Raw genomic sequence first — 22,665 nt, forward strand, 5'->3', positions numbered from 1 at the left:
TAGTAAACTATTACCCTTCATACACCTTTGTTAAATATGAGTGTCCGTTTATGATTTCGGCTGCAGAGGTGAAAATCCTTTTCCCTGCTGCAGCTTGTTTTGTTAAGCAGGAAAAATAATTTGGGAAGCGCTATCAAATTGCGAAAGCTCTAGGCATATCCTTTTTTAAGGGGATAAAAACCCCTGGAGAAAAGAAGGAGGGGTGCCGGTAATGAAAATTTTGCTTGTTTGCGCTGCGGGAATGTCGACCAGCCTGCTCGTAAACAAAATGAATGAGCATGCAAAGAACCTTGGCAAGGAAATAGAAATTTTTGCGCTTCCCGTATCAGAGTGCAGCACAGTGGCGGATGAGGTGGATATCGTTTTGCTTGGACCGCAGGTGCGCTATCAAAAAGCACAGGTGGAAGCCGTTGTTCCAAAGCATGTCCCCATTGAGGTCATCAATATGAAGGACTACGGGCTGATGAATGGAAAGGCTGTTTTGGAGCGTGCCTTTGAACTGCTTGAGCCGTAAGGATTTTCTTACATCATAGGAGGTATGGACATGAGTTTTATGGCGAAATTTGAAAGCAGTATGGAGCGCGTTTTAGTTCCTCTTGCAACAAAGCTGAATTCGCAGCGTCATTTAGGGGCTATTCGCGATGCATTTATTTTGCTTTTCCCTATTACAATGGCAGGTTCACTTATTGTTCTTTTAAACTTTGCTATTCTTTCACCGGACGGGTTTATTGCCAAAATTCTTTTTCTTCCTTCACTTTTTCCTCATTTAGCTGATGCCCAGGCGATTTTTACACCTGTCCTTAGAGGATCACTTGATATTATGGCGATCTTTATCGCCTATCTGGTGGGCAGGAATATGGCGCTTGCCATGAAGGCTGATGATCTTCTTTGCGGACTCACCTCTGTTTCCTGCTATTTTATTATCTATACACCTTACAGAATAATAGAAAATCAAGCCTTTTTAACAAATAAATGGCTTGGCCCTCAAGGTCTTTTTGTCGCATTGCTTGTCGGCCTTGTCGTAGGGGAGCTTTTCGGAAGGCTGTCAAGATCCAAAAGGCTTCAGCTTACACTGCCTCCGCAAGTGCCGCCGGCGATCACAAGGTCTTTTAAAGTGCTTTTTCCAATCGTCATTGTTACTGTTGCGTTTGCTGTTTTGAGCTATCTCATTTCTCTTGCGGCACCGAATGGCCTTCATGAGCTCGTATACAAAGTGCTGCAATCTCCGCTGAAAGAGATGGGCACGAATGTCTGGACTGTTATATTCCTTGGCATTGTCGCCAATTTTCTGTGGATATTCGGTATCCACGGCCCCAACACAATCGCTGCAATCAGAGAGACGATTTTTACAGAAGCCAACCTTGATAACCTCAACTTTGTTGCCAAGCATGGAACAGCGTGGGGTGCCCCTTATCCTGAAACATGGACGCTGACGGACGCTTTTGCCAATTACGGCGGCTCAGGGATGACGCTTGGATTATTGATCGCCATCTTTATTGCTTCAAGAAGAAAAGAATACAAGGAGCTTGGAAAACTGGCGCTGGCACCTGGAATTTTCAATATTAATGAACCAATTATTTTCGGTTTGCCGATTGTACTCAATCCGCTGTTTATCATTCCATTCATTTTAGTGCCTGCTATTAATACTTTTGTCGGCTATCTCTTTATTGCACTCAAGATTATCCCTCCTGTTGCATATGCTGTACCGTGGACAACGCCCGGTCCGCTGATTCCGTTCCTTGGAACAGGGGGCAACTGGATGGGGCTTGTTGCAGGATTTGTCTGTCTCGCCATTTCAACGGTTGTCTATCTTCCGTTTGTAATGGCTGCAAACAAGGCGGCAGCCATGACAGATGAAAAGAAAGCGTAAGAAAAGAAAGGAAAACACGGCATGTCAAATTATCTTTGCTTTGATATAGGCGGAACAGATGTCAAGTATGCCACCGCCGACAAAGAAGGAAACCTGCTGAACCCTGGCGTTTTTTCATCTGAAAACGGATCAGGGAAGGCTGTTCTGAATGGAATTGAAAGATTGGCAGCAGCAGAAAAAGAGTTAGCGGGAGTAGCGGTCAGCGCTCCCGGTTTTGTTCATCCTGAGACAGGCTTTCTGGAAAAAGGCGGAGCTATTGAAGAGTTTCATGGTTTCCCGCTGAAAGATTATTTGGAAGAAAAGCTTTCAGTGCCGGTAACCGTTGAAAACGATGTGAACTGTGCAGCCCTAGGTGAAAAGTGGCGGGGAAATGCAAGACACGATGAGAATTTTTTGTGTCTGACAATCGGAACAGGTATTGGCGGAGCCATCTTTTTTCAAAACCGGCTGTACAGAGGGCATTCCTTCAGAGCAGGAGAATTCGGCTATATGATTACAAACGGCGTTGGAGCTGCCACCCCAGAAGGCAGCACGATGAATTCATTCGCAACGGTTTATTCTCTCAGAAAGCAGTATGCTCAGATGAAAAAGCGCTCTTTTCAGGATGTTTCAGGTCTGGAAGTGTTTGAGGCATATGATCATGGAGATTATGCCGCCAAAGGACTTGTCAGAAAGTTCTTTTCGAACATTGCCATTTGCCTTTATAACCTCAGCTATATTCTGAACCCTGGGAAAATTTTAATAGGGGGAGCCATCAGTTCGAGGCCAACGCTTTTACAGGAGCTGAAGGAAGAACTTGCCTATCTTGCACAGGACGGATCGGGTCCTTTGCTTGACGTTTGTGCCTTAAAAAATCAGGCTGGGCTGACAGGTGCCCTTTATTATCATTTGCACGGCGACCAGGAGTTCATTGCAGGAGATGCAACGTGAAAGGAGGGAGAGCCTATGGAAGAAATGGAGCTGATTGCTTTTCAGATGATCAGCCAGGCAGGTTCTGCCAGGAGCAGTTTTATGGAAGCCTTAATGCATGCAAGAGCAGGACAGTTTGATGGAGCGAAGGAAAAGCTTGCAGAGGCTGCTGAACAGCTTTCAGAAGCGCATAAAGTGCATGCCGGCCTGATTCAGCAGGAGGCTGCAGGAAACAAGACAGTGATCACCCTGCTGATTCTGCATGCAGAGGATCTCCTCATGACGACCGAAACAATGGGGGAGCTTGCAAAAGAGTTTGTTTACATGTACCGGGAATTCCGAAAGTAGGCTTTAGCGGGAGAGAGGGGCGCCTGAATAACAGGGCAGCTTCTTTTTTCCTTTCGTACTGATCTGTGATTTGGAGTAATATAAAAATAGAAGAATCAAAATTTGCAAGATTCAGTGAAGGGAAGGATCACTTTTCATGAAAGTTATAGTCAATGCGGACGATTTCGGCTATTCAAAAAGTATTAACTACGGCATTTTGGAAGCTCACGAAAACGGTATTTTAACCTCTGCTACTATGATGATGAATATGCCTGGAACAAACCATGCCTGCTTCATTGCGAAGAACACTCCGTCACTTGGGGTAGGGGTTCACTTTGCCCTGACGATTGGAGAGCCGCTGACAGTGTGCCCTTCCTTAACAGACACTAGCGGGCAGTTTTTAAAAAGGGACAGGTTCTTCAAGGGAGAGCTGAACCTTGAAGAAGTTAAACGGGAGCTTTCTGCACAGCTCAGCCGGTTTTTGGAAGAAGGCTTAACACCGACCCATTTTGACAGCCATCACCACGTCCACAGCCATCCTATCGTATGGCAGGCGCTGACAGAGCTTGCTGATTCAATGCAAGTTCCTGTCAGAGAGCCGCTGAGCCGCGATCTTCCAGACCAGGAGAAGTACACAGTCTGCAGCTTTTATTCCTCCTTTTACGGAGAAAAGCTGCTTCCGAATCATTTTATTTCCCTCATTGAAGAGCTGGATGGAAAAGATGCGATCGAAGTGATGACACATCCAGGATATGCCGACGCCTTCGTCATGGAAAACAGTTCGTACAATGTTCAGCGGGTTTACGAGACAAAGGCGCTCCTTGATCCCGCTTTAAAGGAATGGACGGCAGAAAAGAATATTGAGCTGTGCCATTACGGTCATTTAAAGGATAGGCTTTTAAAAAAAGCTCTTTGAAAATTCCAATGAAAAGGAGAGAACCTGATGCAAAAGCCAGTCAAGATCGTCACGATTGGGGGCGGGTCAAGCTATACCCCTGAGCTTGTGGAAGGTTTTATCAAGCGGTATGACAGCTTGCCGGTCAGTGAGCTGTGGCTTGTGGATATTCCTGAAGGGGAGGAAAAGCTTCAGATCGTTGGGAATCTCGCAAAAAGAATGGTCGAAAAAGCGGGAGTCCCGATGAAGGTTCACTGCACCCTTGACCGAAAAGAGGCACTTCGTGAAGCTGACTTCGTTACAACACAATTCCGCGTCGGCTTGCTTGAGGCAAGAGCAAAGGACGAAAGAATCCCGCTGAAATACGGCGTCATCGGACAGGAAACAAACGGTCCCGGCGGGCTATTCAAAGGCCTGAGGACGATTCCGGTCATTCTGGATATTGTGAAGGACATCGAACAGCTCTGTCCTGATGCCTGGCTGATTAATTTCACTAACCCGGCGGGGATGGTGACAGAAGCGGTTTTAAGACACACCTCCTTTAGAAAAGTGGTTGGACTGTGCAATGTGCCAATCGGAATGAGAATGGGCGCAGCCAAGCTGCTGGGTGTTTCGCCTGATCGAATCGCCGTTGATTTTGCAGGACTGAATCATATGGTCTTCGGTCTTGACGTTTATCTTGATGGCCAATCAGTCCTGAAGGAAGTCATTGAAAAGCTTGTGAGCCCTGACGAAGGAATGACAATGAAAAATATTGCGGATCTCGGCTGGGAGCCGGAATTTATCAAAGCCCTCGGTGTCCTGCCCTGTCCATACCACCGCTATTATTATCAAACGGAAAAAATGCTGGAGGAAGAAAAAAAGTCGGCTGCAGAAAAGGGAACACGAGCAGAAGTCGTGAAGCAGCTGGAAAAAGAACTGTTTGAGCTGTATAAGGATCCAGGTCTTTCAATCAAGCCTCCGCAGCTTGAGAAAAGAGGCGGCGCTTATTACAGTGATGCTGCCTGCAGCCTGATCGACTCCATTTATAATGACAAAGGCGATATACAGCCGGTCAACACCATGAATAACGGAGCGATTGCTAGCATTCCGGCGGACTCTGCCGTTGAAATCAACTGTATCATCACAAAATCCGGTCCGAAGCCGATTGCCATAGGCGACCTGCCTGTTGCCGTAAGAGGGCTTGTGCAGCAAATCAAATCCTTTGAAAGGGTAGCCTGCGAGGCTGCTGTTGAAAGGGATTATCATAGAGCATTACTGGCCATGACGATCAATCCCCTTGTTCCATCTGACGCTAAAGCAAAAGCTATTTTGGACGAAATGCTCGATGCTCACGGTTTGAGTGATTTTACTAAACCAGCACAAATGAAAAACGAAGTTATCTCTTAAAAGCTGCCGGGTTTCCCGGCAGCTTTTTTGTTCAAAGGAAATAAAGAGCCTGTATTTCCAGCAAGCGGGGCAATTGGCAGACTTTCGTTTCAAATGCAGGAAAAAAGGGTATTTCCTAAGCGCTGGAGTGGTTTATAATAGGCTAATGTACTTTATAGCCTCTTCGGTTAGATTATTCTTTCACTCTTTTCCTAAGCAAAGACGGTTGAATCACCTTCTGCTTAAAGGACAGTCTTAAGAAGGGAAGAGGCGATTGGAATTGATAGGGAGTGGTTATTTGAACCGGACATTTTTAAGTCAGGTTTTTACGATAATATTATCTTTTTCTGTAGTGAACGGAGCGCTTTCTTCCCTCCATTTTCCTATGAAAGACAGCAGGCAGGAAAAAAAGGCAGAGCCTGCTGCGGCAGTGCCTGATACAAAGAAGGACGTTTCTGTCTGGCTGACTGAGAAGGATGAATCAAAACTCCTTGAAAGGCAGGCAGGTGCTGACTTTCAAGAGGAAAAAAAGGACGGGCGCTACACGATTGCGGTAGATGACAAGAAAACATTTCAGGAAATGGACGGATTTGGAGCTTCCATCACTAGTTCATCCGCCTATTTGATTCATAAAAAGCTTCCGGAAGAAGAGCGCAGCAGGCTCATGAAAGAATTATTCGGCGATCAGGGAATCGGCATCAGCTTCATCCGCATGCCCATGGGAGCAACGGACTTTTCCATTAAAAACTACACATATGATGATCTCGCTGCTGGTGAAACAGATCCTGACATGAGTGAGTTTTCCATTGATAAAGACCGTGAAGATGTGCTGCCGGTTACAAAACAGGCGAAGGCTGAGAACAGCAGCCTGAAAATTTTCGCCTCGCCGTGGACAGCCCCTGCCTGGATGAAAACAAGCGGCTTTCTGAACGGAGGAAGCCTTAAAAAGGAATACTACCAAGCTTACGCAGACTATTTCGTGAAATTTGCCAAAGCCTATGAAAAGGAAGGCCTGCCCATCTATGCTGTCACCGCACAAAATGAACCGGGGCATCAGACTCCGACCTATCCTACAATGAAGATGGACTGGACCGAGCAGGCCGATTTTATCGGAAATTATTTAGGTCCTGCTTTTGAGAAAAACGGCATACCGGCAAAAATTGCCGCTTGGGATCACAACTGGGATTCTCCGTGGTACCCGGAAAATGTGCTGGCTGATAAAAAAGCTTCAAAATATATAGCAGGTACTGCTTTTCATTGCTATGGGGGAGAAGTCAGCAGCCAGACGGAAGTGCAGAAGGCTTATCCTAAAAAAGGGATTTGGTTTACTGAATGCTCCGGCGGCAGCTGGTCGACTTCCTTTGGCGACAATTTGAAGTGGAACATGAGTAATCTTATTATCGGCGCCACGAGAAACTGGGCGAAAAGCGTTATTCTCTGGAACGTTGCCCTTGACGAAAACAACGGTCCTCAAAACGGCGGCTGCCCCATCTGCCGCGGTGTAGTAACCGTTGATAAGCATGATGGAACATATGACAAAAATGTGGAGTATTACGCACTAGGGCATATCAGCAAATTTGTGAAGCCTGGAGCAGTCCGGATCGGGTCGAACATGACGGACAAGCTGCAAAATGTGGCCTTTAAAAATCCGGATGGCTCCATTGCTTTAATTGTGTTCAACAATACAGAAAGCACGAAAAAATTTGATGTCTCATACCATGGAAAAGCCTTCAGCTATTCGCTTCCTGGAGGAGCAGCAGCGACTTATACGTGGAAACCCTGACCGCTTGCGGAAAGGGTTTTTCTTTTTATATGGATCTTCCTTTTCAGATAGAGCTCTATGTATCCAAGCGGGAGGATTGGTTACGCTATGAGTAACATTGGAGCATAAGGGGCGGAGTGCAGGTGAAAACGATTTTCTTGATCTACCGGAAAGATCTCGCTGATATTTTAAAAAATTGGGCTGCGCTCATCATTGTGCTAACCCTGATCCTTCTTCCGTCCCTGTATGCCTTGTTCAACATTAAGGCTTCGTGGGACCCGTACGGACACACGAGAGGAATAAAGGTTGCCGTCTCAAATGAAGACAGGGGAGCATCTATTAAAGGCCAGCGTGTGAATGCCGGAGCAGAAATCATCACCTCCTTAAAAGAAAATAAGAAGCTTGGCTGGGTATTCACAAATAAAGAAGAAGCGCAGCAGGGAGTACGGAGCGGCAAATATTATGCCAGCATTGCCATCCCAAAGGATTTATCCGCAAAACTAGCTAGTGTGCTCTCAGAAAATCCTGAAAAGCCCGTTATCACTTATACCGTAAATGAAAAGCTGAACCCTGTTGCACCGAAAATTACGGAAAAAGGGGCTGCAGGCATAGTAGATCAAGTGAACGAAAGCTTTGTAAAAACGGCCAACGGAGCAATTTTCAAGCTGTTTAATGAACTTGGAATTGAACTGGCAAAAGATTTGCCCAGTATAGAAAAATTAAAAAAACTGGTATTCGACCTTGAAAACAGAATGCCTGAAATAAAGAAAACGGTCAGCACAGCTGCAACAGACGCAGAAAAAGCGAAAAGCATTGTGAACAAAGCAAGCGCCTTTCTTCAGGAAATAACCGTCCTGTCCGGCAAAGCGGCGGATCTGTCGAAAGCATTGGAAGAAGATCTGGGCATAAGCAAAGAAGCTCTTCAAAACCTGCCATCTAATATAAAAAGAGATGCTGCCCTGCTTCATTCGGCAGCGAAGAGTGCGGAGGAAACAGCGCTGGCGCCAGAGGACAATACCTCGTCACAGCAGCTAAAGAGCATAGCAGACCGAAGCAGCAGAGGAATACAGTGGATAAATTCAACAACATCCATTCTAAACAATCTTTCTGAGCTGTCAGATACGAATGCTTTCCAGCCTGCTATTATCCAGCTGCAGCAGATGAAACAGGCTTTTCAAGACTTGAATGAGGCGTCGTCTTCTGCCAGTTATAATAAAGACATGCTGCTTGCCGCTGCAAAAGATGCCACAAGCAAGACAGAAGCCTTTCAGAAAGAAGCAGCAGGAATAGAGCCGTATTTGAAAAGCGAAGCAGAACGTGCAGGCGGTAAAATATCAGATAAATTTCAGAAGCTTTCAGAAGCAAAAGACAGCCTTCCTAAAATAACCGCGGCGGTTCAGAATTCATCAAAAAAGCTTGACGATGGAATAGCAAAGCTTGCGGAAATTCAAAAGGCGCTGCCTGAGGCAGAGGCGAAAATCCACCGCCTTGCGGATAAAATCCGGGCTTTTGAAAGAAAGGAAAACTTGTCTGATTTAGTCACTCTTTTAAGGAATGATTTTAGAAAAGAAAGTGATTTTTTTGCCAAACCGGTTTTGCTGAAGGAAAACCGGCTCTACCCGATCCCTAATTACGGGTCAGGGCTTGCGCCTTTTTATACAGCCCTTTCACTTTGGGTTGGAGGGCTTTTGCTGGTATCTCTTTTAAAAGTAAAAGCAGCAGATGGAAACCACCGCAGCTACCAGGAGTATTTCGGTCGCTTGTTTACGTTTTGTACAATCGGCCTGCTTCAGGCAGCCGTTGTCTCGGCGGGCAATCTCTTATTGCTGCATATCCATGCTGTTCACCCATTTTTATTTTTCCTCTCAGCATTATTTGCAAGTGCTGTATTTATGGTGATTATTTATACGCTCGTTTCAGTTTTTGATAATGCAGGCAAAGCGATCGCCATTGTCTTTTTGGTCCTGCAAATCGCAGGATCAGGGGGGACGTTCCCAATACAGGTTACACCGCCGTTTTTCCAGTTCATCAACCCGTTTTTGCCTTTTACATACGGCATTAGCCTTCTAAGAGAATCTGCGGGCGGCATTCTTCCAGAATCGGTATGGCATGATGTGAGGATGCTCACTGGTTTTGGATGCATTGCCATCGTTTTTGGCGTTTTTCTGAAAAAGCCAATAAACAGGGTGACAGCAGGATTTGTAAAAAAAGCAGAGCAAAGCAGAATCATTCACTAGGGCGTTTTCTTAAAAAATGAACTATTCAATCAATTGTCCTTTTGTTATAATAGAACCAGATTAAAGCGCATACATGTTATGAAATCCTGCCGGCAGCCACCAGCAGACCATTCATAATACCTGCTATGCTGCCGGAATCTGAAGGGAATGCAGACGATTGTTCAATAAGGATACTGTTTATGTCATTGGTGATGCGCAAGTATCGCCAAATAACCCCATATCGAAGCAGTTCAGCCAGTTTTTCCTTGGGCTTGTTATTGATTCTACCAATGGGAAAATCATCGATGCAGAATGCTCGGCAACGATAGGGCTTACCATCCGGTTTATCCAGTCTTTATTTGTCGGAAGAAGGGTTGATGATGAATCGCTTCTTCTTGAGGTACAGTCAAGATATTTTGGTTCTTCCCAAAAAGCCCTGATGGCTGCTCTTAAAGATGCACAAAAGAAATACAGTCATATTATAGCTGCTTTGCCCGGTCAGCCCGGTCGAAATCCAGCCCGAACCTAACAGTCGGGCTGGATTTTTTTTGCCGGGAAATTTATTCTGCCGGCACATGAAGAAGGAGGAAGGCGATGATTCAAGACGGCTTTACTTATTTAAGCATATTAACCGGATTTGCAGCGCTGATGGTCGCTTTTGAAAAAAGGTTTAAAGGAATGAGGTTTTTCAAGTTTATCCCTGCCATAGTTCTGATCTATATTGGAGCAGCTTTGATGCAGACTTTCGGGTTATTCGGCAAAACGGACTCGATTGACAATGTGTATACAAATGTGAAAGGCACTCTTTTGCCTGCGATGCTGTCTTTAATGCTGCTGAAATGCGATGTACGGAATGTGGTGAAACTTGGCCCGAGAATGCTTGGAGGGTTTGTGGCAGCTGTGATCAGCATCCTGGCTGGCTTTGTCCTTGTTTATCTTCTTTTCCAAGGACTTTATGCTCAGGATACATGGAAAGCCTTTGGCGCACTGGCAGGCAGCTGGACAGGCGGATCTGCCAATATGGTTGCACTTCAGGGCATTTTGAAAGTACCGGAAAATATTTTCGGCTACGCTTTAATGATGGATACGATCAATTATGCTGTATGGGTCATGTTTATGTTTTGGCTTGTTCCCTTTTCAGGCAAATTTAATAAGTGGACGAAAGCAGATGAAACCTTCCTTCAAAGTGAATTTGCCGAAACGGCTGCTGCAAGCGAGATGGACAAGCCTGTCCAATTTCAGCATATGCTTTATTTGCTTGGGATCGGGCTGATCATTTCCGCGTTTTCCATCCTGGCAGGAAAAAGCCTGCCTGCTGTAGGCGATATTATCAATGCGACGAGCTGGACGATTATGATTGCGTCCGTGATCGGACTTGTTTTGGCTGTTACCCCTGCTGCCCGCATACCGGGAAGCATGGATTTATCCAATGTGATGCTCTATATCATCGTTGCCTTGATTGCCTCGCAATCAGACTTTTCCATGATCGGGCAGGCGCCGATTTATCTGCTGTCAGGGTTTCTGATCATGGCTGTGCATTTAGCTGTCATGATATTGCTTGGGAAATTATTCAGATATGACTTGTTTACACTTGGAGTCGCAAGCCTCGCCAACATCGGCGGCATGGCTTCTGCACCAATGCTTGCCGCTTCTTACAACAAAGCACTCATTCCAGTCGGCGTTATCATGGCTCTCATGGGGTCTTTCCTCGGAACATACTTCGGGATGATGATGGCGAAATTGCTTTCGTTACTATAGAAAGGAAGTTTTACATGATCATAGAAAGCTTGCAAACATCACTGGTAAAAATTCCGCTGAATAAGCCATTCAAGACAGCGCTTAGAACAGCTGTTGAGGTAGAGACGATCTTTGTGGAAATAGGGTTCTCCTGCGGGTTGAAAGGATATGGATCTGCCTCACCGACTCCTGCGATTACAGGAGAAACAGCAGAGGGAATAGCAGCCGCTTTGAATGGGCCGATTAAGCAGGCATTAATCGGTAAAGACTTAAGAGATTTTCACGAAGCTGCCGGTTCCTTAAAAAGCTCCTGTATCGGCAATACAAGTGCAAAAGCAGCAGCTGACATCGCGTTATATGATGGTGCCGCACGGAAATGGAATATTCCGCTGCACACCCTTTTAGGAGGAAGAAAACCTCTTATCCCAAGCATGACCATCAGTGCGGATACTCCGGATAAAATGGCTCAGGATGCGAAGCAGTCCATAGAGCAGGGCTATTCTATTTTAAAAGTGAAGCTTGGAACCTCACCTGAAGAAGACTTGGAAAGAATGCTCGCTGTCAAAAGCGCTATTCCAGATGAAGTCCTTTTGCGGGCAGATGCCAATCAGGCATGGGATCCAAAGCAGGCAGCAGAACTGATCAATGAGATGACAGCTTCTGTGAAAGGCATTCAGTTTATCGAACAGCCTGTTAAAGCAGATGATTGGGATGGATTAAAGTATGTGAAAGAGCATGTGAGCATCCCGGTTATGGCTGATGAAAGTATTTTTACGAGCGAGGATGCCTTAAAGCTCGCAGCAGGTAAATTCGCCGACATGATCAATATTAAGCTGATGAAGTCAGGCGGCATTGCTGAAGCATGGAAAATTGCGTCTGCAGCAGAAGCAGCTGGCGTGCCCTGCATGGTCGGCAGCATGATGGAGCATTCCCTCTCGGTATGTGCTGCAGCCCATTTTGCTTCCGCTCATCCTAATGTGAAATTTGCTGATCTTGATGCCCCGCTTTGGCTGACAGAAGAGCCATGGGGGATGGATTATGAAAAAGGTAAAATCAATCTCTGGGAAACGGCAGGTATTGGGATAGCCATGGAGGCATTAAAAAGATGAGAAAGGGGTTAAGAACAATGAAAAAATTGATGATGCTTGTCCTCGGGGTATTGCTTCTGCTGCCGGCAATAAATGCTTCAGCAAGCCCGAAAGAAACCCGTCAGGATCTTTATGTTGATGTTTCCGCAGCCACTTTGTGGACCGCACCGGATATTCTAAGGCCAGTAGACTACCCCTCTGCAGGAAATCCGGCAGATCTATGGAGCTGGACAAAATCCATGACTCTTGCAGAAAAAGAGCAGCTTTCAGGTGATGGCATGCTTGAAACACAGGCTCTTTACGGCAACAAAGTAACGGTAACAGACCGGAAAGGAGACTGGGTAAAAGTGGCTGTTCACGGCCAGGGGACACCAAGGGATGAGCGCGGGTATCCTGGCTGGATGCCAGCCCGCCAGCTCGCTTACAGCAAAAAGTTTGCTGCAATGGAAAAAGCGCCGTTTGTTCTAGTAATAAAACCAACAGCGATGCTTTATAAGGACAAGCATTTTAAAAAGGAAAAGCTCGAGATCAGCTATAATACAAGATTGCCAGCTTTAAAGAAAACTAAAGGCGGCATAGAAGTGGTAACACCTGAAGGGAAAAAAGCCTGGCTGAAACAGTCAGATGGCCATATTTATCAATCGGAAAAGGATATACCTGCACCTTCTGGAGAAGATTTAGTGAACAGCGGCAAGCAATTTATTGGACTGCCTTACCTTTGGGCAGGGATGAGCGGCTTCGGCTTTGACTGCTCTGGTTTTACCTTTACCATGTATCAATCTCATGGAATCTCCATTCCCAGAGATTCAACCGTGCAGGCTGTAAACGGCAAGCCTGTGGCAGAAGAAGATTTGCAGCCGGGCGATCTGCTTTTCTTCGCACATGATAATGGAAAAGGAAAGGTGCATCATGTGGCCATGTATGCAGGAGACGGCATGATGATTCATTCTCCTAATTCTAAGAGGACCGTTGAACTGATCCCTTTTCACACGAAAGGATATATAGAAGAGTTTGCAGGAGCAAGGCGCTATTTGCCTTAACAGAAATAGTCCCGGCGGATGACCGCCGGGACTTCTTTCTTTTTACACAAGACCCAGTCCCCTGACAATGGCTGCTGTCAGGAAAGTGACAGCGATTGCGATAACAGTCGGAATGGCGAAAGAGAGAAAGGTCCATTTTTTGCTTTTTGTTTCTTTATAAATATTTATCAGCGTTGTGCCGCACGGGAAATGAAGCAGTGAGAACAGCATCATATTCAGCGCTGTCAGCCACGTCCAGCCATGATCCAAAAAGATGGTCTTCAATTTGGCCAGATCGTCCACCTCTGTCAGGGAGCCTGTAGCGAGATACCCCATCAGCAGGATTGGCACAACGATTTCATTGGCGGGAAGGCCGATAATAAAGGCGGCAAGAATGAACCCGTCAAGCCCCAGGAGATGGGCGAAGGGATCCAGAAAATGAACAAAATGAAGCAGTATGCTGCTGTCGCCTATATAAATATTTGCCAAAATCCAAGTGAGAACAGAAGCAGGTGCTGCGACAATAATGGCTCTTTTTAACACATTCCATGATTTGTCTATGCTAGAGCGGAGCACAGTATTGATAATCTTAGGACGTCTATAAGGCGGGAGCTCCAATGTATAATGGGTCGGAACTCCTTTCAGCGCTGTTTTGGACAGCACCCAGGAAACAGCAATGGTTACGGTAATCCCGATCAGCACCATCCCGATTACAGCTGCAGCTGTCACAAATGTGGCAGCACCGCCAGTGTATCCTGCCGCCATAAACAGGGAAGAAAGCAAAATCAGTGTTGGCCATCTGCCATTGCATGGTACAAAGTTATTTGTCAAAATCGCCAGCATCCGTTCACGCGGGGATTCAATAATGCGAGTGGACATGATGGCAGCCGCATTGCAGCCAAAACCCATTGCCATTGTGAGTGATTGCTTGCCGTGGGCACCTGCCCTTTTGAAAAGCCGATCCATATTAAAGGCAACCCGCGGAAGATAGCCATAGTTTTCAAGCAGAGCGAAAACAGGAAAGAAAATCGCCATCGGAGGGAGCATAACGCTGACAACCCAGCCGGTTCCTCTGAAAAAACCGAGAACAAGAATGCCATGAAGCCAGCCAGGCGCCTGAATATAGTTGAAAAATAAAGTTAAATAGCCCTCTGCCGTGCCGAAAGCTTCCGCTATCATGCTGGATGGAACATTGGCGCCCGCAATCGTCAGCCAGAAAACAGCTCCCAGCATAAGAAGCATGATCGGAAATCCCCAGATAGGAGAAGTGAGAACGCGGTCCAATTTCTCGCTTTTCATCTGATCTTTATTTTTATACGCGATCGCCTGCCCGCATATTTCACGGCTTGATGAAAAGATCGTTGAAACAATTTGATCGCGTGTTTGCTTTGTGCCGATCAATTTTGCCTTTTTTAAAAGGAGATCACCGTAAGCCTGATTGGACTGCATGCTCATCTGCCTCCTTTTCAAGCTTTTCTGGAATGGAATTTTTTAACTTTTGAATCAATTCTTCGTCACCGTCAAGCAGCCTGAGGGCAATCCATCTCGCAGGATAGCTTTCTCCAAGCCAGTCACTGACAAGAGGCTCAAGCTCGCTGATTTTTTCTTCCAATTCAGCAGAATATTGAATTTGGAAGGCCGCAGGATTTTCTTTTAAGATGGCCATCTTCTCAACCTCCTGCAGGAGCTTTGTGAAACCCTTTTTGTTTCTGGCTGAAATTTTCACAACAGGAACGCCGAGCTTTTCAGACAGGGCATTTTCATTAACGGAAATGCCTTTTTTCTCTGCTTCATCCATCAAATTGATGCAGATCACAACCCTGCTCGTCATTTCAAGCACTTGAAGGGCCAGGTTCATATTCCGCTCCATAGCTGTCGCATCAAGTACCACAATGGTCACGTCCGGTTTTTGAAAAATGATATAATCTCTTGCAACTTCTTCGTCAGCTGAATTCGAGTAAAGGGAATAGGTGCCTGGAAGATCAACGAGTGTATACTGCTTTCCGTGAAAAGAGAATTCTCCTTCAGCATGGGCAACGGTTTTGCCAGGCCAGTTGCCTGTGTGCTGCTTTAACCCTGTTAAAGCATTAAACAGCGTACTTTTCCCCGTATTCGGATTTCCTGCCAATGCAAGCCTGATCTTCATTTCAGACATTCACCCTTTCGCCGTATATTTTTGAACTTTCTTCTTTTCTAAGGGCAATGGTCGTGCTGCTCACATGGTAAGCAGTAGGATCACCAAGAGGACTCTTCTGCAGAACCTCGATAATAGCACCGGGCACAAAGCCTAAATCAAGCAGTCTTCTTCGCTGCGTTCCTTCAATCGTAATGGAGACAATTTTAAACCGGTCTCCTTTTTTCATATTTGATAACGGGAAATACGTCTGTGTCATCCGCAAATCTCCTCCGATATTGGGACAATCTAATAAAGTTTCCCTAGCCCAACTTTTACTCATATTATATGCACAGCCAGATATATTGTGCAACATAAATAATTTTTCCTTAGGGAAACTTTTAAGCGTTTCAGCAAAAGGGCAAAGGGAAACATAAAAAGGGAGATCACTAATTTGGAGAGGGGATTTAAAAATGAAGGAATACAGCATTTCACCAAACAAAGATGCAAGCGGCTGGTATGTGAAGCTTGAAGATGCGGCACCAGTGAACCTTTACAGCACAAAATCAGAAGCGATTGAAGCAGGAGAAAAGCTCGCAGAAGAAAATAAGCCAAGCAGTTTAAAGATCTTAAATGATTTTCATCAAGTAGAAGAAGAGAAATCCTTTCAATAAGTGCAGAAAGAATGGCCGGCCCGCTGGCCGTTCTTTCTGTTTTTTATGCTTTATTGGTGAGAGCTATTTAAAAAAATCACCCCGTATAAAAGAAGAAAATTAGCAGGAAAATAAAATAGTGTGAACTCAAGATATTTTCGTTGACTTTCGACATAATCTGCCTTAATCTTATAAAGTCAATTTATTAATGATTAATCCTATCAATTAACTGGGGGAAAGAAAAAGTGAAAAAACTGGTTTCTATTATATTAGCACTTACTGCTATGTTTGCTTTATCTGCATGCAGCACAGGCGGAGACAAAAACCTTCTGCAGCAGGTGAAAGACAAAGGTGAAGTAACGATTGGCACTGAAGGCACTTATGCGCCGTTTACATTTCATGATAAATCAGGCAAGCTGACAGGGTTTGATATTGATATCGCGACAGAAGTTTTCAAACGCGTTGGTGTAAAACCTAAATTCGTTGAAACAAAATGGGATGGCATGATCGCGGGACTTGATGCTAAACGCTATGACATGGTAGCAAATGAAGTGGCTGTTCGTCCTGAACGCCTTGAAAAATACGAGATGTCCAAGCCATATATCGTTTCTAAAGCAGTGCTTGTTGTTCGCAATGATAACAATACGATCAAATCGCTTGATGACTTGAAAGGGAAAAAGGTCGGCCAGTCACTTGACAGCAACTACCGCAAAATTGCGGAAGAGCACGGTGCAAAGAACACAGTTGTGGACGGATTCAACCAATCCATTGACCTTATTACATCAAAGCGCATTGATGCAACAATCAATGACAGCCTTTCTTACCTTGATCTGAAAAAGCAGCGTCCGGATCTGCCGATTAAAACGGTTTATGAAGAAAAAGACGCAACAGATAATGCATTCCTTTTCAGAAAAGACAGCAAAGAGCTTGTAGATGAAGTGAACAAAGCATTGGATGATATGAAAAAAGACGGCACGTATTTGAAAATTTCGAAAAAATGGTTTAACGCAGACGTTTCTAAATAATAAAGGATTTGATAAATGATGAGCGATCGGGCAGACAGAATCATACAAATTCTCACTGACTCTTTTATCCCGCTTTTAAAAGCAGGACTGGCATTTACGATCCCATTGACCTTGATCACGTTTGTTCTTGGAATGATTCTGGCATTTTTAGTTGCTATGGCGAGACTTTCCAATATTAAGCCTCTTGCCGCGCTTGCCCGGTTTTACGTATGGATCTTCAGGGGAACGCCGCTGCTTGTTCAGCTGTTTATCCTCTTTTACGGGCTGCCGACAATTGGTCTAACGATTGATGCATTTCCTGCAGCAGTCATTGGGTTTACCTTAAATAAAGGAGCCTACAGTTCAGAGATTATCAGGGCAGCGATCCTTTCCATACCAAAAGGGCAATGGGAAGCAGCTTATTCCATTAACATGACAAGAGCACAGGCGATCAGAAGAATTATTCTTCCACAGGCTGTCAGGGTAGCGATCCCGCCCCTTGGGAACTCGTTTATTGCGCTTGTAAAGGATACATCGCTTGCGGCAACAATTACTGTTTCAGAAATGTTCCAGAAAGCCCAGCAAATCGCTGCCAATAATTATGAACCATTCTGGCTTTATGTTGAAGCAGCCGTCCTATATCTAATTTTCAGCACTGTTCTTTCCTGGCTGCAAAACAAACTGGAAATCCGGTTTGAAAGAGGGGTGGCTAAGTAATGGCTGAACAGATGATACACGCTGAAGGCATTCATAAGAAATTCGGCAATCTTGAGGTTTTGAAGGGGATTGACTTGTCGATTGAAAAAGGCAAAATGGCCGTCATTATAGGCCCGTCAGGCTCAGGAAAAACCACCCTTTTAAGGTGCATGAATCTTTTGGAAACTCCTGATAACGGCATTGTAACGCTTGGCAGCAAAACCCTGGAATTCATACCTGGGAAAAAGCAGAAATACAGTGATATTTCCGAATTCCGGAAGCAAACCGGCATGGTTTTTCAAAACTATAACCTCTTTCCTCATTTAACAGCATTGGAAAACGTGATGGAAGGTCAGGTAACAGTAAAAAGGAAATCGAAAGAAATGGCGAAAAAGGCGGCCATGGTCCAGCTTGAAAAAGTGGGGCTGAAAGAAAAGGCGGATATGTATCCGAGCCAGCTCTCAGGAGGCCAGCAGCAGCGGATCGGCATCGCAAGAGCCATGGCCATGGAACCGGATATTCTGCTCTTCGATGAACCGACTTCTGCCCTTGACCCTGAGCTTGTGGGCGAGGTGCTGAAAGTCATGAAAGACCTTGCAAACGAAGGTATGACGATGATGGTGGTCACTCACGAAATGCATTTCGCACGCGATGTGGCTGACCTGGTGATTTTCATGGACCAGGGAGTTGTCGTGGAAAAAGGAACACCGGCTCAAATATTTGAACAGTCAACAAATGAACGGACACTGCAATTTTTAAATAAAGTGCAGGCTCCTATGTAAAAAAAGGAACGGACATGTCCGTTCCTTTTTTGATTTAAAAACCATCATTCCACAGGATTTCGCCGCACTTTGATTTTTCATCCAATTCAATATGAAAAGAATGTTTTTCATAAAAATGAAGAAGCCTGTTGAGGTGGTCCCAATCTCTCTCGGCAATATCCCCTGCAATATAAGGAATGTTCTGCCTGCGGGCAATGTCTTTTAAGTAGGGCATGCAGATGGAACCGTAGCCAAGATTGGAAGGACCTTTAATATCACCGATTTTGATTGTATCCTCATCCTGATAAACAGCCTGTATCGCAAAATCCCATGTTCCTTTATAGGATGTTTCACATTCGCTGATCATAATTTTGCAGGCATTGCCGTCATCTGCCGCATATACAATGACCCATTTGTCCTCTTTTGATTGGCCGATCCCGAGAACATCTGCATGCTTTGCAATTTCCTTCATATTTTCCTGCATCCGGTAAAGCTGGAATTCAAGCTCTTCTGCTCTTTGTCCGCTATCTATAGTATCTAGCAGCATCTGTCTCCCTCCTTATCCTTTATCCCGTTCAGTTAGAAAGCAACGCTTGTCATTTTACTTGATTTCAGCTTAATGTCAAGTCTTTGAAAAACAGTTTTTTAGACGAATGCTTTCACGCCGGGGAGGCAAGCTTCACATTCCTTTTGTTGGAAAAATTTTCCGCATAAGCAGAATTACATTGTTTTGCTGAGCTCATTTAGCAGGACAACCAAGATGAAAAAAACTGAAAAACGTGAAAAAACAGGAAGGATTAACCATTTTCTAAAATTTCAGACAAAAAAAGAATCGCTTTGGGAACGTACGTGCTATAATTGAGGTAACACCTGATGCCCTGCTGCCTTTCGTATGCAGTAACTCTTCAATCAGCTTAAGGCTTTAAAAAAAGGAGGAATCCATTATGGATCAAGTCAGGCTTATTCCTTTTGTACTCGAAGAAGTAATTGATGCTGTAAATGAAGAAGTGCCTTACGGGATAAAAATGATCAACGCTCCAGCTTTATGGAATGAGGACATTAAGGGGAACAAAACGGTTGTCGCTATTTTAGATACAGGATGCGATGTGAAACATCCTGATTTGAAAGACCGTATTATCGGCGGAAAAAGCTTTGTTGAAGGAGAGGACGATTATACGGACTCCCATTTTCACGGCACTCATGTAGCAGGGACGATTGCTGCGTCACTGAATAACCAGGGCGTGACAGGAGTTGCGCCGGAAGCACAGCTTCTCATTCTGAAGGTGCTTGGAAAAGACGGCAGCGGCTCCTATGAGTCGATAACAGAAGCCATCAAATATGCTGCAGGCTGGGAAGGCCCTGACGGCGAAAAAGTCAGAGTCATTTCCATGTCTCTTGGTGGACCGGAGGATGTGCCTGAAATGCATGACGCTATAAAAGAAGCTGTTAAAGCAGACATTCTCGTCGTCTGTGCTGCAGGCAATGAAGGTGACTCAAGGGATGACACGCCTGAACTCTCCTATCCAGGATATTACAAGGAAGTTGTTCAAGTAGGGGCTGTTGATGAGAAGAAAAACATTGCCAGCTTTTCCAATACAAATGATGAAATTGATTTAGTGGCGCCTGGAGTGCAAATCCTTTCCACTTATCCAGGAGGCAAATATGCCAAGCTTTCCGGAACCTCCATGGCAACCCCGCACACTTCAGGAGCTGCGGCGCTCCTCATTCAAAAAGAAGAAAAAGAATTCGGACGCAGGCTGACAGAGCCGGAAGTGTATGCCCAGCTATGTAAAAATACTGTTCCGGCAGGGCATTCGAAGAAAGCAGAAGGGAATGGGCTGCTGTTTCTTAATCCGTCCCAAGGAGAAAAACAAGAAGCACCAGGAGCTGCAGAAGAAGAGATTGTCTCCTAAACAAAAAGCTTTCCGGCCATCAGCCGGAAAGCTTTTCTTTTTTTCGTTTTCCTTTGCCGGATAAACGCAAATAAAGCTGATACCCTTTTCTGCCTTTTTCCAGCATCCAATGTGGAATCGAGAATTTAAATTTCTTGAAAAGAGGGTAATAAAGAAGGAAATAAGCTTTTTTAAAATCCTTCCATCTCGGGCATTTATGGGTAAGGCAAAAATCGGAAACATCCACGATATATCCGCTGCCATCCCTCATAATCACATTTTTTCCATGGATATCAATTGGATTAAGCCCAATGCTGCTTGCATATTGGATTGCCTCATCAACATCCTTAATTACCTGCTTTGGGATGTAAATTCCTTTTCTTAAGGCATCGTATAAGGTAACGCCTTCCAGCTTCTTCAGCACCAGATGCCGTTCGCCGCTTGAATAAAGCTCAGAATAGGATTTATGAGAAGCCAATTTTTTATAAACTTCTGCTTCATCAGCTGCACTGCCCCTGTTGATTGCGTACACTTTTACAATTTTTCCGGGCAGGAGGGCATTATGGCCAAAAACTGCCGCATAATTCCCTTTTCCTACAAGATGCCAGCCTGGAGGAATATTTTCTACATGCACAGGATCATTCGGATTAATGCTTACAACCGTCACCTGTTCAACAAGGTCTTTTTGGATATCAAGCACATGGACCACCTCAAGGTAAAAAACAAGTTAGATATCTGTCTATATCAGATTCTAACTGAAAAAAACCTGAGTGAACAGTCTAAATGGCTGGATACTATAATCTGTAAGTTTAATGAACGGAAGGATAAATTTAGAGGAGGCAGCAATCATTGCAATTTTCCGTTGAAGATACTATATTAATCGTTTCAATTCTATTAATTGTCGGGGTACTGACAGCAAAATTTTCTTCCCAAATTGGAATGCCGTCTCTCGTATTTTTTATTGCGGTAGGAATGGGAATCGGCCATTTTATTTACTTTGATAATGCAAAAGTAGCTCAGCTGATTGGGATTGCCGCCCTTATCGTTATCCTGTTTGAAGGCGGACTTCAGACAAAAAGACAGCATATCAGATCTGTCCTGAGACCGGCACTCCTGCTGTCAACTGTTGGAGTTCTTGTGACAACAGTGCTCGTTGGGGTGGCCGCAAAATATATTCTAGGTTTAGGATGGCTTGAAGGGATGCTTGTCGGTGCCATCGTAGGGTCAACAGATGCTGCCGCAGTGTTTGCGGCCCTTGGCTCTCAAAACATCAAAACACCGCTGCGCTCCACACTTGAAGCAGAATCAGGCACGAACGACCCGATGGCTGTGTTTTTGACTGTTTCCCTTTTGGAAATAATAAAAGAGCAATCCGCCGATATTCTGCAGCTTGTTTTAACATTCTGCTGGGAAATGGGAGTAGGAGCCATTATGGGAATCCTTATAGGCAGATTAGGCAGCTGGACCATCAATAAAATTAACCTTGATTCGTCAGGACTCTATCCGGTCCTATCTCTAGGGGTTGCCTTTTTGACCTATGGTGCAGCATCCCTCGCACACGCGAGCGGGCTTTTGGCAGTTTACTTAATGGCAGTCACCGTTGGGAATACTGATTTAACTTACAAGCATACAATCATCCGTTTTAACGAAGGCTTTGCCTGGATGATGCAGATCGTCATGTTTATCCTGCTGGGACTGCTCGTTTTCTCAAGCCAGCTGCTCGGCATTATCTGGCAGGCGCTCGGATTGTCACTGATCCTGATGATTATCGCAAGACCGATTGGCGTTTATGCCAGCCTGCTTTTTTCAAAATTCGGCTTTAAGGAACAAACGTTTATCGCCTGGGCTGGATTAAAGGGAGCCGTTCCAATCGTCCTGGCAACCTATCCGTTAATGGAAAAAGTGCCGCATAATCAGCTGATTTTCAATGTTGTCTTTTTCGTCGTTCTGACATCTGCCCTGATACAGGGAGTTACCATATCACCGCTTGCCAGGCGCTTAGGCTTTTCCATGGGGCCAAAAATAGAAGAACCGAATGGTTTGGAATTGCTGTCACTCGGAAAAACCCCGAATGAAATTATGCAATTCAGTCTGGACGAAGATTCCGCGATTATCGGCAAAAAAATCCGTGAACTTGAACTCCCTGAAGACGTTCTTGTTCTCGCTGTCATCAGAGATGAAAATCTGATTACACCGGAAGAGACCACTGCTTTTCAAATCAATGACATTCTCTATGTCATGTCACCGAAACGGGACAGAGAGAAATTTAAAAAGCTGCTGCTCCGCAAATTAGAAGAACACGGAGCAAGTGAAGAACGAAAGAAAATAATGAAAAAGATCTAAAAAAAGGAGCGG

At 44.9% G+C, this 22,665-nt stretch carries 23 protein-coding genes; 18 read left to right on the top strand and 5 right to left on the bottom strand.

Translation table 11 applies throughout. The features are described from left to right. The first annotated feature begins 211 nt into the window (after positions 1–211). The 12 genes from LRR81_RS12445 to LRR81_RS12500 all read left to right on the top strand — a co-directional run bounded on the left by LRR81_RS12445 (position 212) and on the right by LRR81_RS12500 (position 13,212). On the top strand, positions 212–514 hold the full coding sequence (locus LRR81_RS12445; RefSeq protein WP_231789695.1) for a PTS sugar transporter subunit IIB: 303 nt from the start codon (positions 212–214) through the stop codon (positions 512–514). A 30-nt stretch (positions 515–544) separates the two neighbouring features. After that, a complete protein-coding gene (locus LRR81_RS12450; RefSeq protein ID WP_231789696.1) occupies positions 545–1,870 on the top strand; it encodes a PTS sugar transporter subunit IIC in 1,326 nt (441 codons plus the stop codon). Between the two features lie 21 nt (positions 1,871–1,891). Further along, the gene (locus LRR81_RS12455) at positions 1,892–2,800 is read left to right on the top strand and encodes an ROK family protein (protein ID WP_231789697.1); all 909 of its coding nucleotides are present in this window, start codon (positions 1,892–1,894) and stop codon (positions 2,798–2,800) included. A 15-nt stretch (positions 2,801–2,815) separates the two neighbouring features. Then, positions 2,816–3,127 carry a PTS lactose/cellobiose transporter subunit IIA gene (locus LRR81_RS12460; RefSeq protein ID WP_231789698.1) on the top strand — a complete coding sequence of 104 codons (312 nt, stop codon included), beginning with the start codon at positions 2,816–2,818 and terminating at the stop codon, positions 3,125–3,127. A gap of 136 nt (positions 3,128–3,263) precedes the next feature. Next, entirely contained in the window at positions 3,264–4,022 is a 759-nt protein-coding gene (gene chbG, locus LRR81_RS12465; RefSeq protein WP_231789699.1) for a chitin disaccharide deacetylase, read from the top strand. 27 nt (positions 4,023–4,049) lie between these two features. Continuing rightward, positions 4,050–5,390 carry a 6-phospho-beta-glucosidase gene (locus LRR81_RS12470; protein ID WP_231789700.1) on the top strand — a complete coding sequence of 447 codons (1,341 nt, stop codon included), beginning with the start codon at positions 4,050–4,052 and terminating at the stop codon, positions 5,388–5,390. A 277-nt stretch (positions 5,391–5,667) separates the two neighbouring features. Next, positions 5,668–7,152 carry a glycoside hydrolase family 30 protein gene (locus LRR81_RS12475; RefSeq protein WP_231789701.1) on the top strand — a complete coding sequence of 495 codons (1,485 nt, stop codon included), beginning with the start codon at positions 5,668–5,670 and terminating at the stop codon, positions 7,150–7,152. Between the two features lie 122 nt (positions 7,153–7,274). Further along, the gene (locus LRR81_RS12480; protein WP_231789702.1) at positions 7,275–9,368 is read left to right on the top strand and encodes a YhgE/Pip domain-containing protein; all 2,094 of its coding nucleotides are present in this window, start codon (positions 7,275–7,277) and stop codon (positions 9,366–9,368) included. Positions 9,369–9,525: 157 nt separating this feature from the next. Further along, the gene (locus tag LRR81_RS12485; RefSeq protein ID WP_231789703.1) at positions 9,526–9,876 is read left to right on the top strand and encodes a DUF3870 domain-containing protein; all 351 of its coding nucleotides are present in this window, start codon (positions 9,526–9,528) and stop codon (positions 9,874–9,876) included. A gap of 65 nt (positions 9,877–9,941) precedes the next feature. After that, positions 9,942–11,105: a DUF819 family protein gene (locus LRR81_RS12490; protein WP_231789704.1), complete on the top strand. Its 1,164-nt coding sequence runs from the start codon at positions 9,942–9,944 to the stop codon at positions 11,103–11,105. Between the two features lie 14 nt (positions 11,106–11,119). Further along, on the top strand, positions 11,120–12,193 hold the full coding sequence (locus LRR81_RS12495) for a dipeptide epimerase (protein ID WP_231789705.1): 1,074 nt from the start codon (positions 11,120–11,122) through the stop codon (positions 12,191–12,193). Between the two features lie 17 nt (positions 12,194–12,210). Then, positions 12,211–13,212, top strand: coding sequence for a C40 family peptidase (locus LRR81_RS12500; RefSeq protein WP_231789706.1), 1,002 nt, complete (start codon positions 12,211–12,213; stop codon positions 13,210–13,212). A gap of 42 nt (positions 13,213–13,254) precedes the next feature. Here LRR81_RS12500 and LRR81_RS12505 read toward each other — a convergent pair whose 3' ends face one another. Genes LRR81_RS12505 through LRR81_RS12515 form a run of 3 tightly spaced genes read right to left on the bottom strand, consistent with a single transcriptional unit; the run spans position 13,255 to position 15,584 of the window. Further along, entirely contained in the window at positions 13,255–14,640 is a 1,386-nt protein-coding gene (locus tag LRR81_RS12505; RefSeq protein ID WP_231789707.1) for a nucleoside recognition domain-containing protein, read from the bottom strand. Continuing rightward, positions 14,615–15,346: a FeoB small GTPase domain-containing protein gene (locus tag LRR81_RS12510; protein WP_231789708.1), complete on the bottom strand. Its 732-nt coding sequence runs from the start codon at positions 15,344–15,346 to the stop codon at positions 14,615–14,617. Before LRR81_RS12510 ends, LRR81_RS12505 begins: the two co-directional genes overlap by 26 nt. Then, positions 15,339–15,584, bottom strand: a complete 246-nt coding sequence (locus tag LRR81_RS12515; RefSeq protein ID WP_231789709.1) for a FeoA family protein — start codon at positions 15,582–15,584, stop codon at positions 15,339–15,341. The genes LRR81_RS12510 and LRR81_RS12515 overlap by 8 nt, the downstream gene beginning before the upstream one ends. Before the next feature lie 193 nt (positions 15,585–15,777). Here LRR81_RS12515 and LRR81_RS12520 point away from each other — a divergent pair, with 193 nt between their 5' ends. From LRR81_RS12520 to LRR81_RS12535, 4 genes are all read left to right on the top strand, one after another. Further along, complete coding sequence (locus tag LRR81_RS12520; protein ID WP_231789710.1) at positions 15,778–15,978, top strand: DUF2188 domain-containing protein; 201 nt, start codon at positions 15,778–15,780, stop codon at positions 15,976–15,978. Positions 15,979–16,241: 263 nt separating this feature from the next. Then, positions 16,242–16,982 carry an amino acid ABC transporter substrate-binding protein gene (locus tag LRR81_RS12525; protein ID WP_231789740.1) on the top strand — a complete coding sequence of 247 codons (741 nt, stop codon included), beginning with the start codon at positions 16,242–16,244 and terminating at the stop codon, positions 16,980–16,982. A gap of 18 nt (positions 16,983–17,000) precedes the next feature. Beyond that, positions 17,001–17,678: an amino acid ABC transporter permease gene (locus LRR81_RS12530; RefSeq protein WP_408631604.1), complete on the top strand. Its 678-nt coding sequence runs from the start codon at positions 17,001–17,003 to the stop codon at positions 17,676–17,678. 11 nt (positions 17,679–17,689) lie between these two features. After that, on the top strand, positions 17,690–18,439 hold the full coding sequence (locus tag LRR81_RS12535) for an amino acid ABC transporter ATP-binding protein (RefSeq protein ID WP_231789741.1): 750 nt from the start codon (positions 17,690–17,692) through the stop codon (positions 18,437–18,439). 34 nt (positions 18,440–18,473) lie between these two features. On the opposite strand, the gene LRR81_RS12540 is transcribed toward LRR81_RS12535, so the two are convergent. Next, on the bottom strand, positions 18,474–18,965 hold the full coding sequence (locus LRR81_RS12540) for a hypothetical protein (protein ID WP_231789712.1): 492 nt from the start codon (positions 18,963–18,965) through the stop codon (positions 18,474–18,476). Between the two features lie 397 nt (positions 18,966–19,362). Between LRR81_RS12540 and LRR81_RS12545 the strand changes: the two genes are divergently transcribed. After that, the gene (locus LRR81_RS12545; protein ID WP_231789713.1) at positions 19,363–20,331 is read left to right on the top strand and encodes a S8 family peptidase; all 969 of its coding nucleotides are present in this window, start codon (positions 19,363–19,365) and stop codon (positions 20,329–20,331) included. 19 nt (positions 20,332–20,350) lie between these two features. Here the strand turns inward: LRR81_RS12545 and LRR81_RS12550 are convergent, their stop codons facing one another. Beyond that, the gene (locus LRR81_RS12550; RefSeq protein ID WP_231789714.1) at positions 20,351–21,010 is read right to left on the bottom strand and encodes a serine/threonine protein kinase; all 660 of its coding nucleotides are present in this window, start codon (positions 21,008–21,010) and stop codon (positions 20,351–20,353) included. A 149-nt stretch (positions 21,011–21,159) separates the two neighbouring features. Between LRR81_RS12550 and LRR81_RS12555 the strand changes: the two genes are divergently transcribed. Continuing rightward, entirely contained in the window at positions 21,160–22,653 is a 1,494-nt protein-coding gene (locus tag LRR81_RS12555; protein ID WP_231789715.1) for a potassium/proton antiporter, read from the top strand. Positions 22,654–22,665 lie beyond the last annotated feature (12 nt).

The sequence above is a fragment of the Metabacillus kandeliae genome (assembly GCF_021166585.1).
GTDB classification, from domain to species: domain Bacteria; phylum Bacillota; class Bacilli; order Bacillales; family Bacillaceae; genus Metabacillus_B; species Metabacillus_B kandeliae.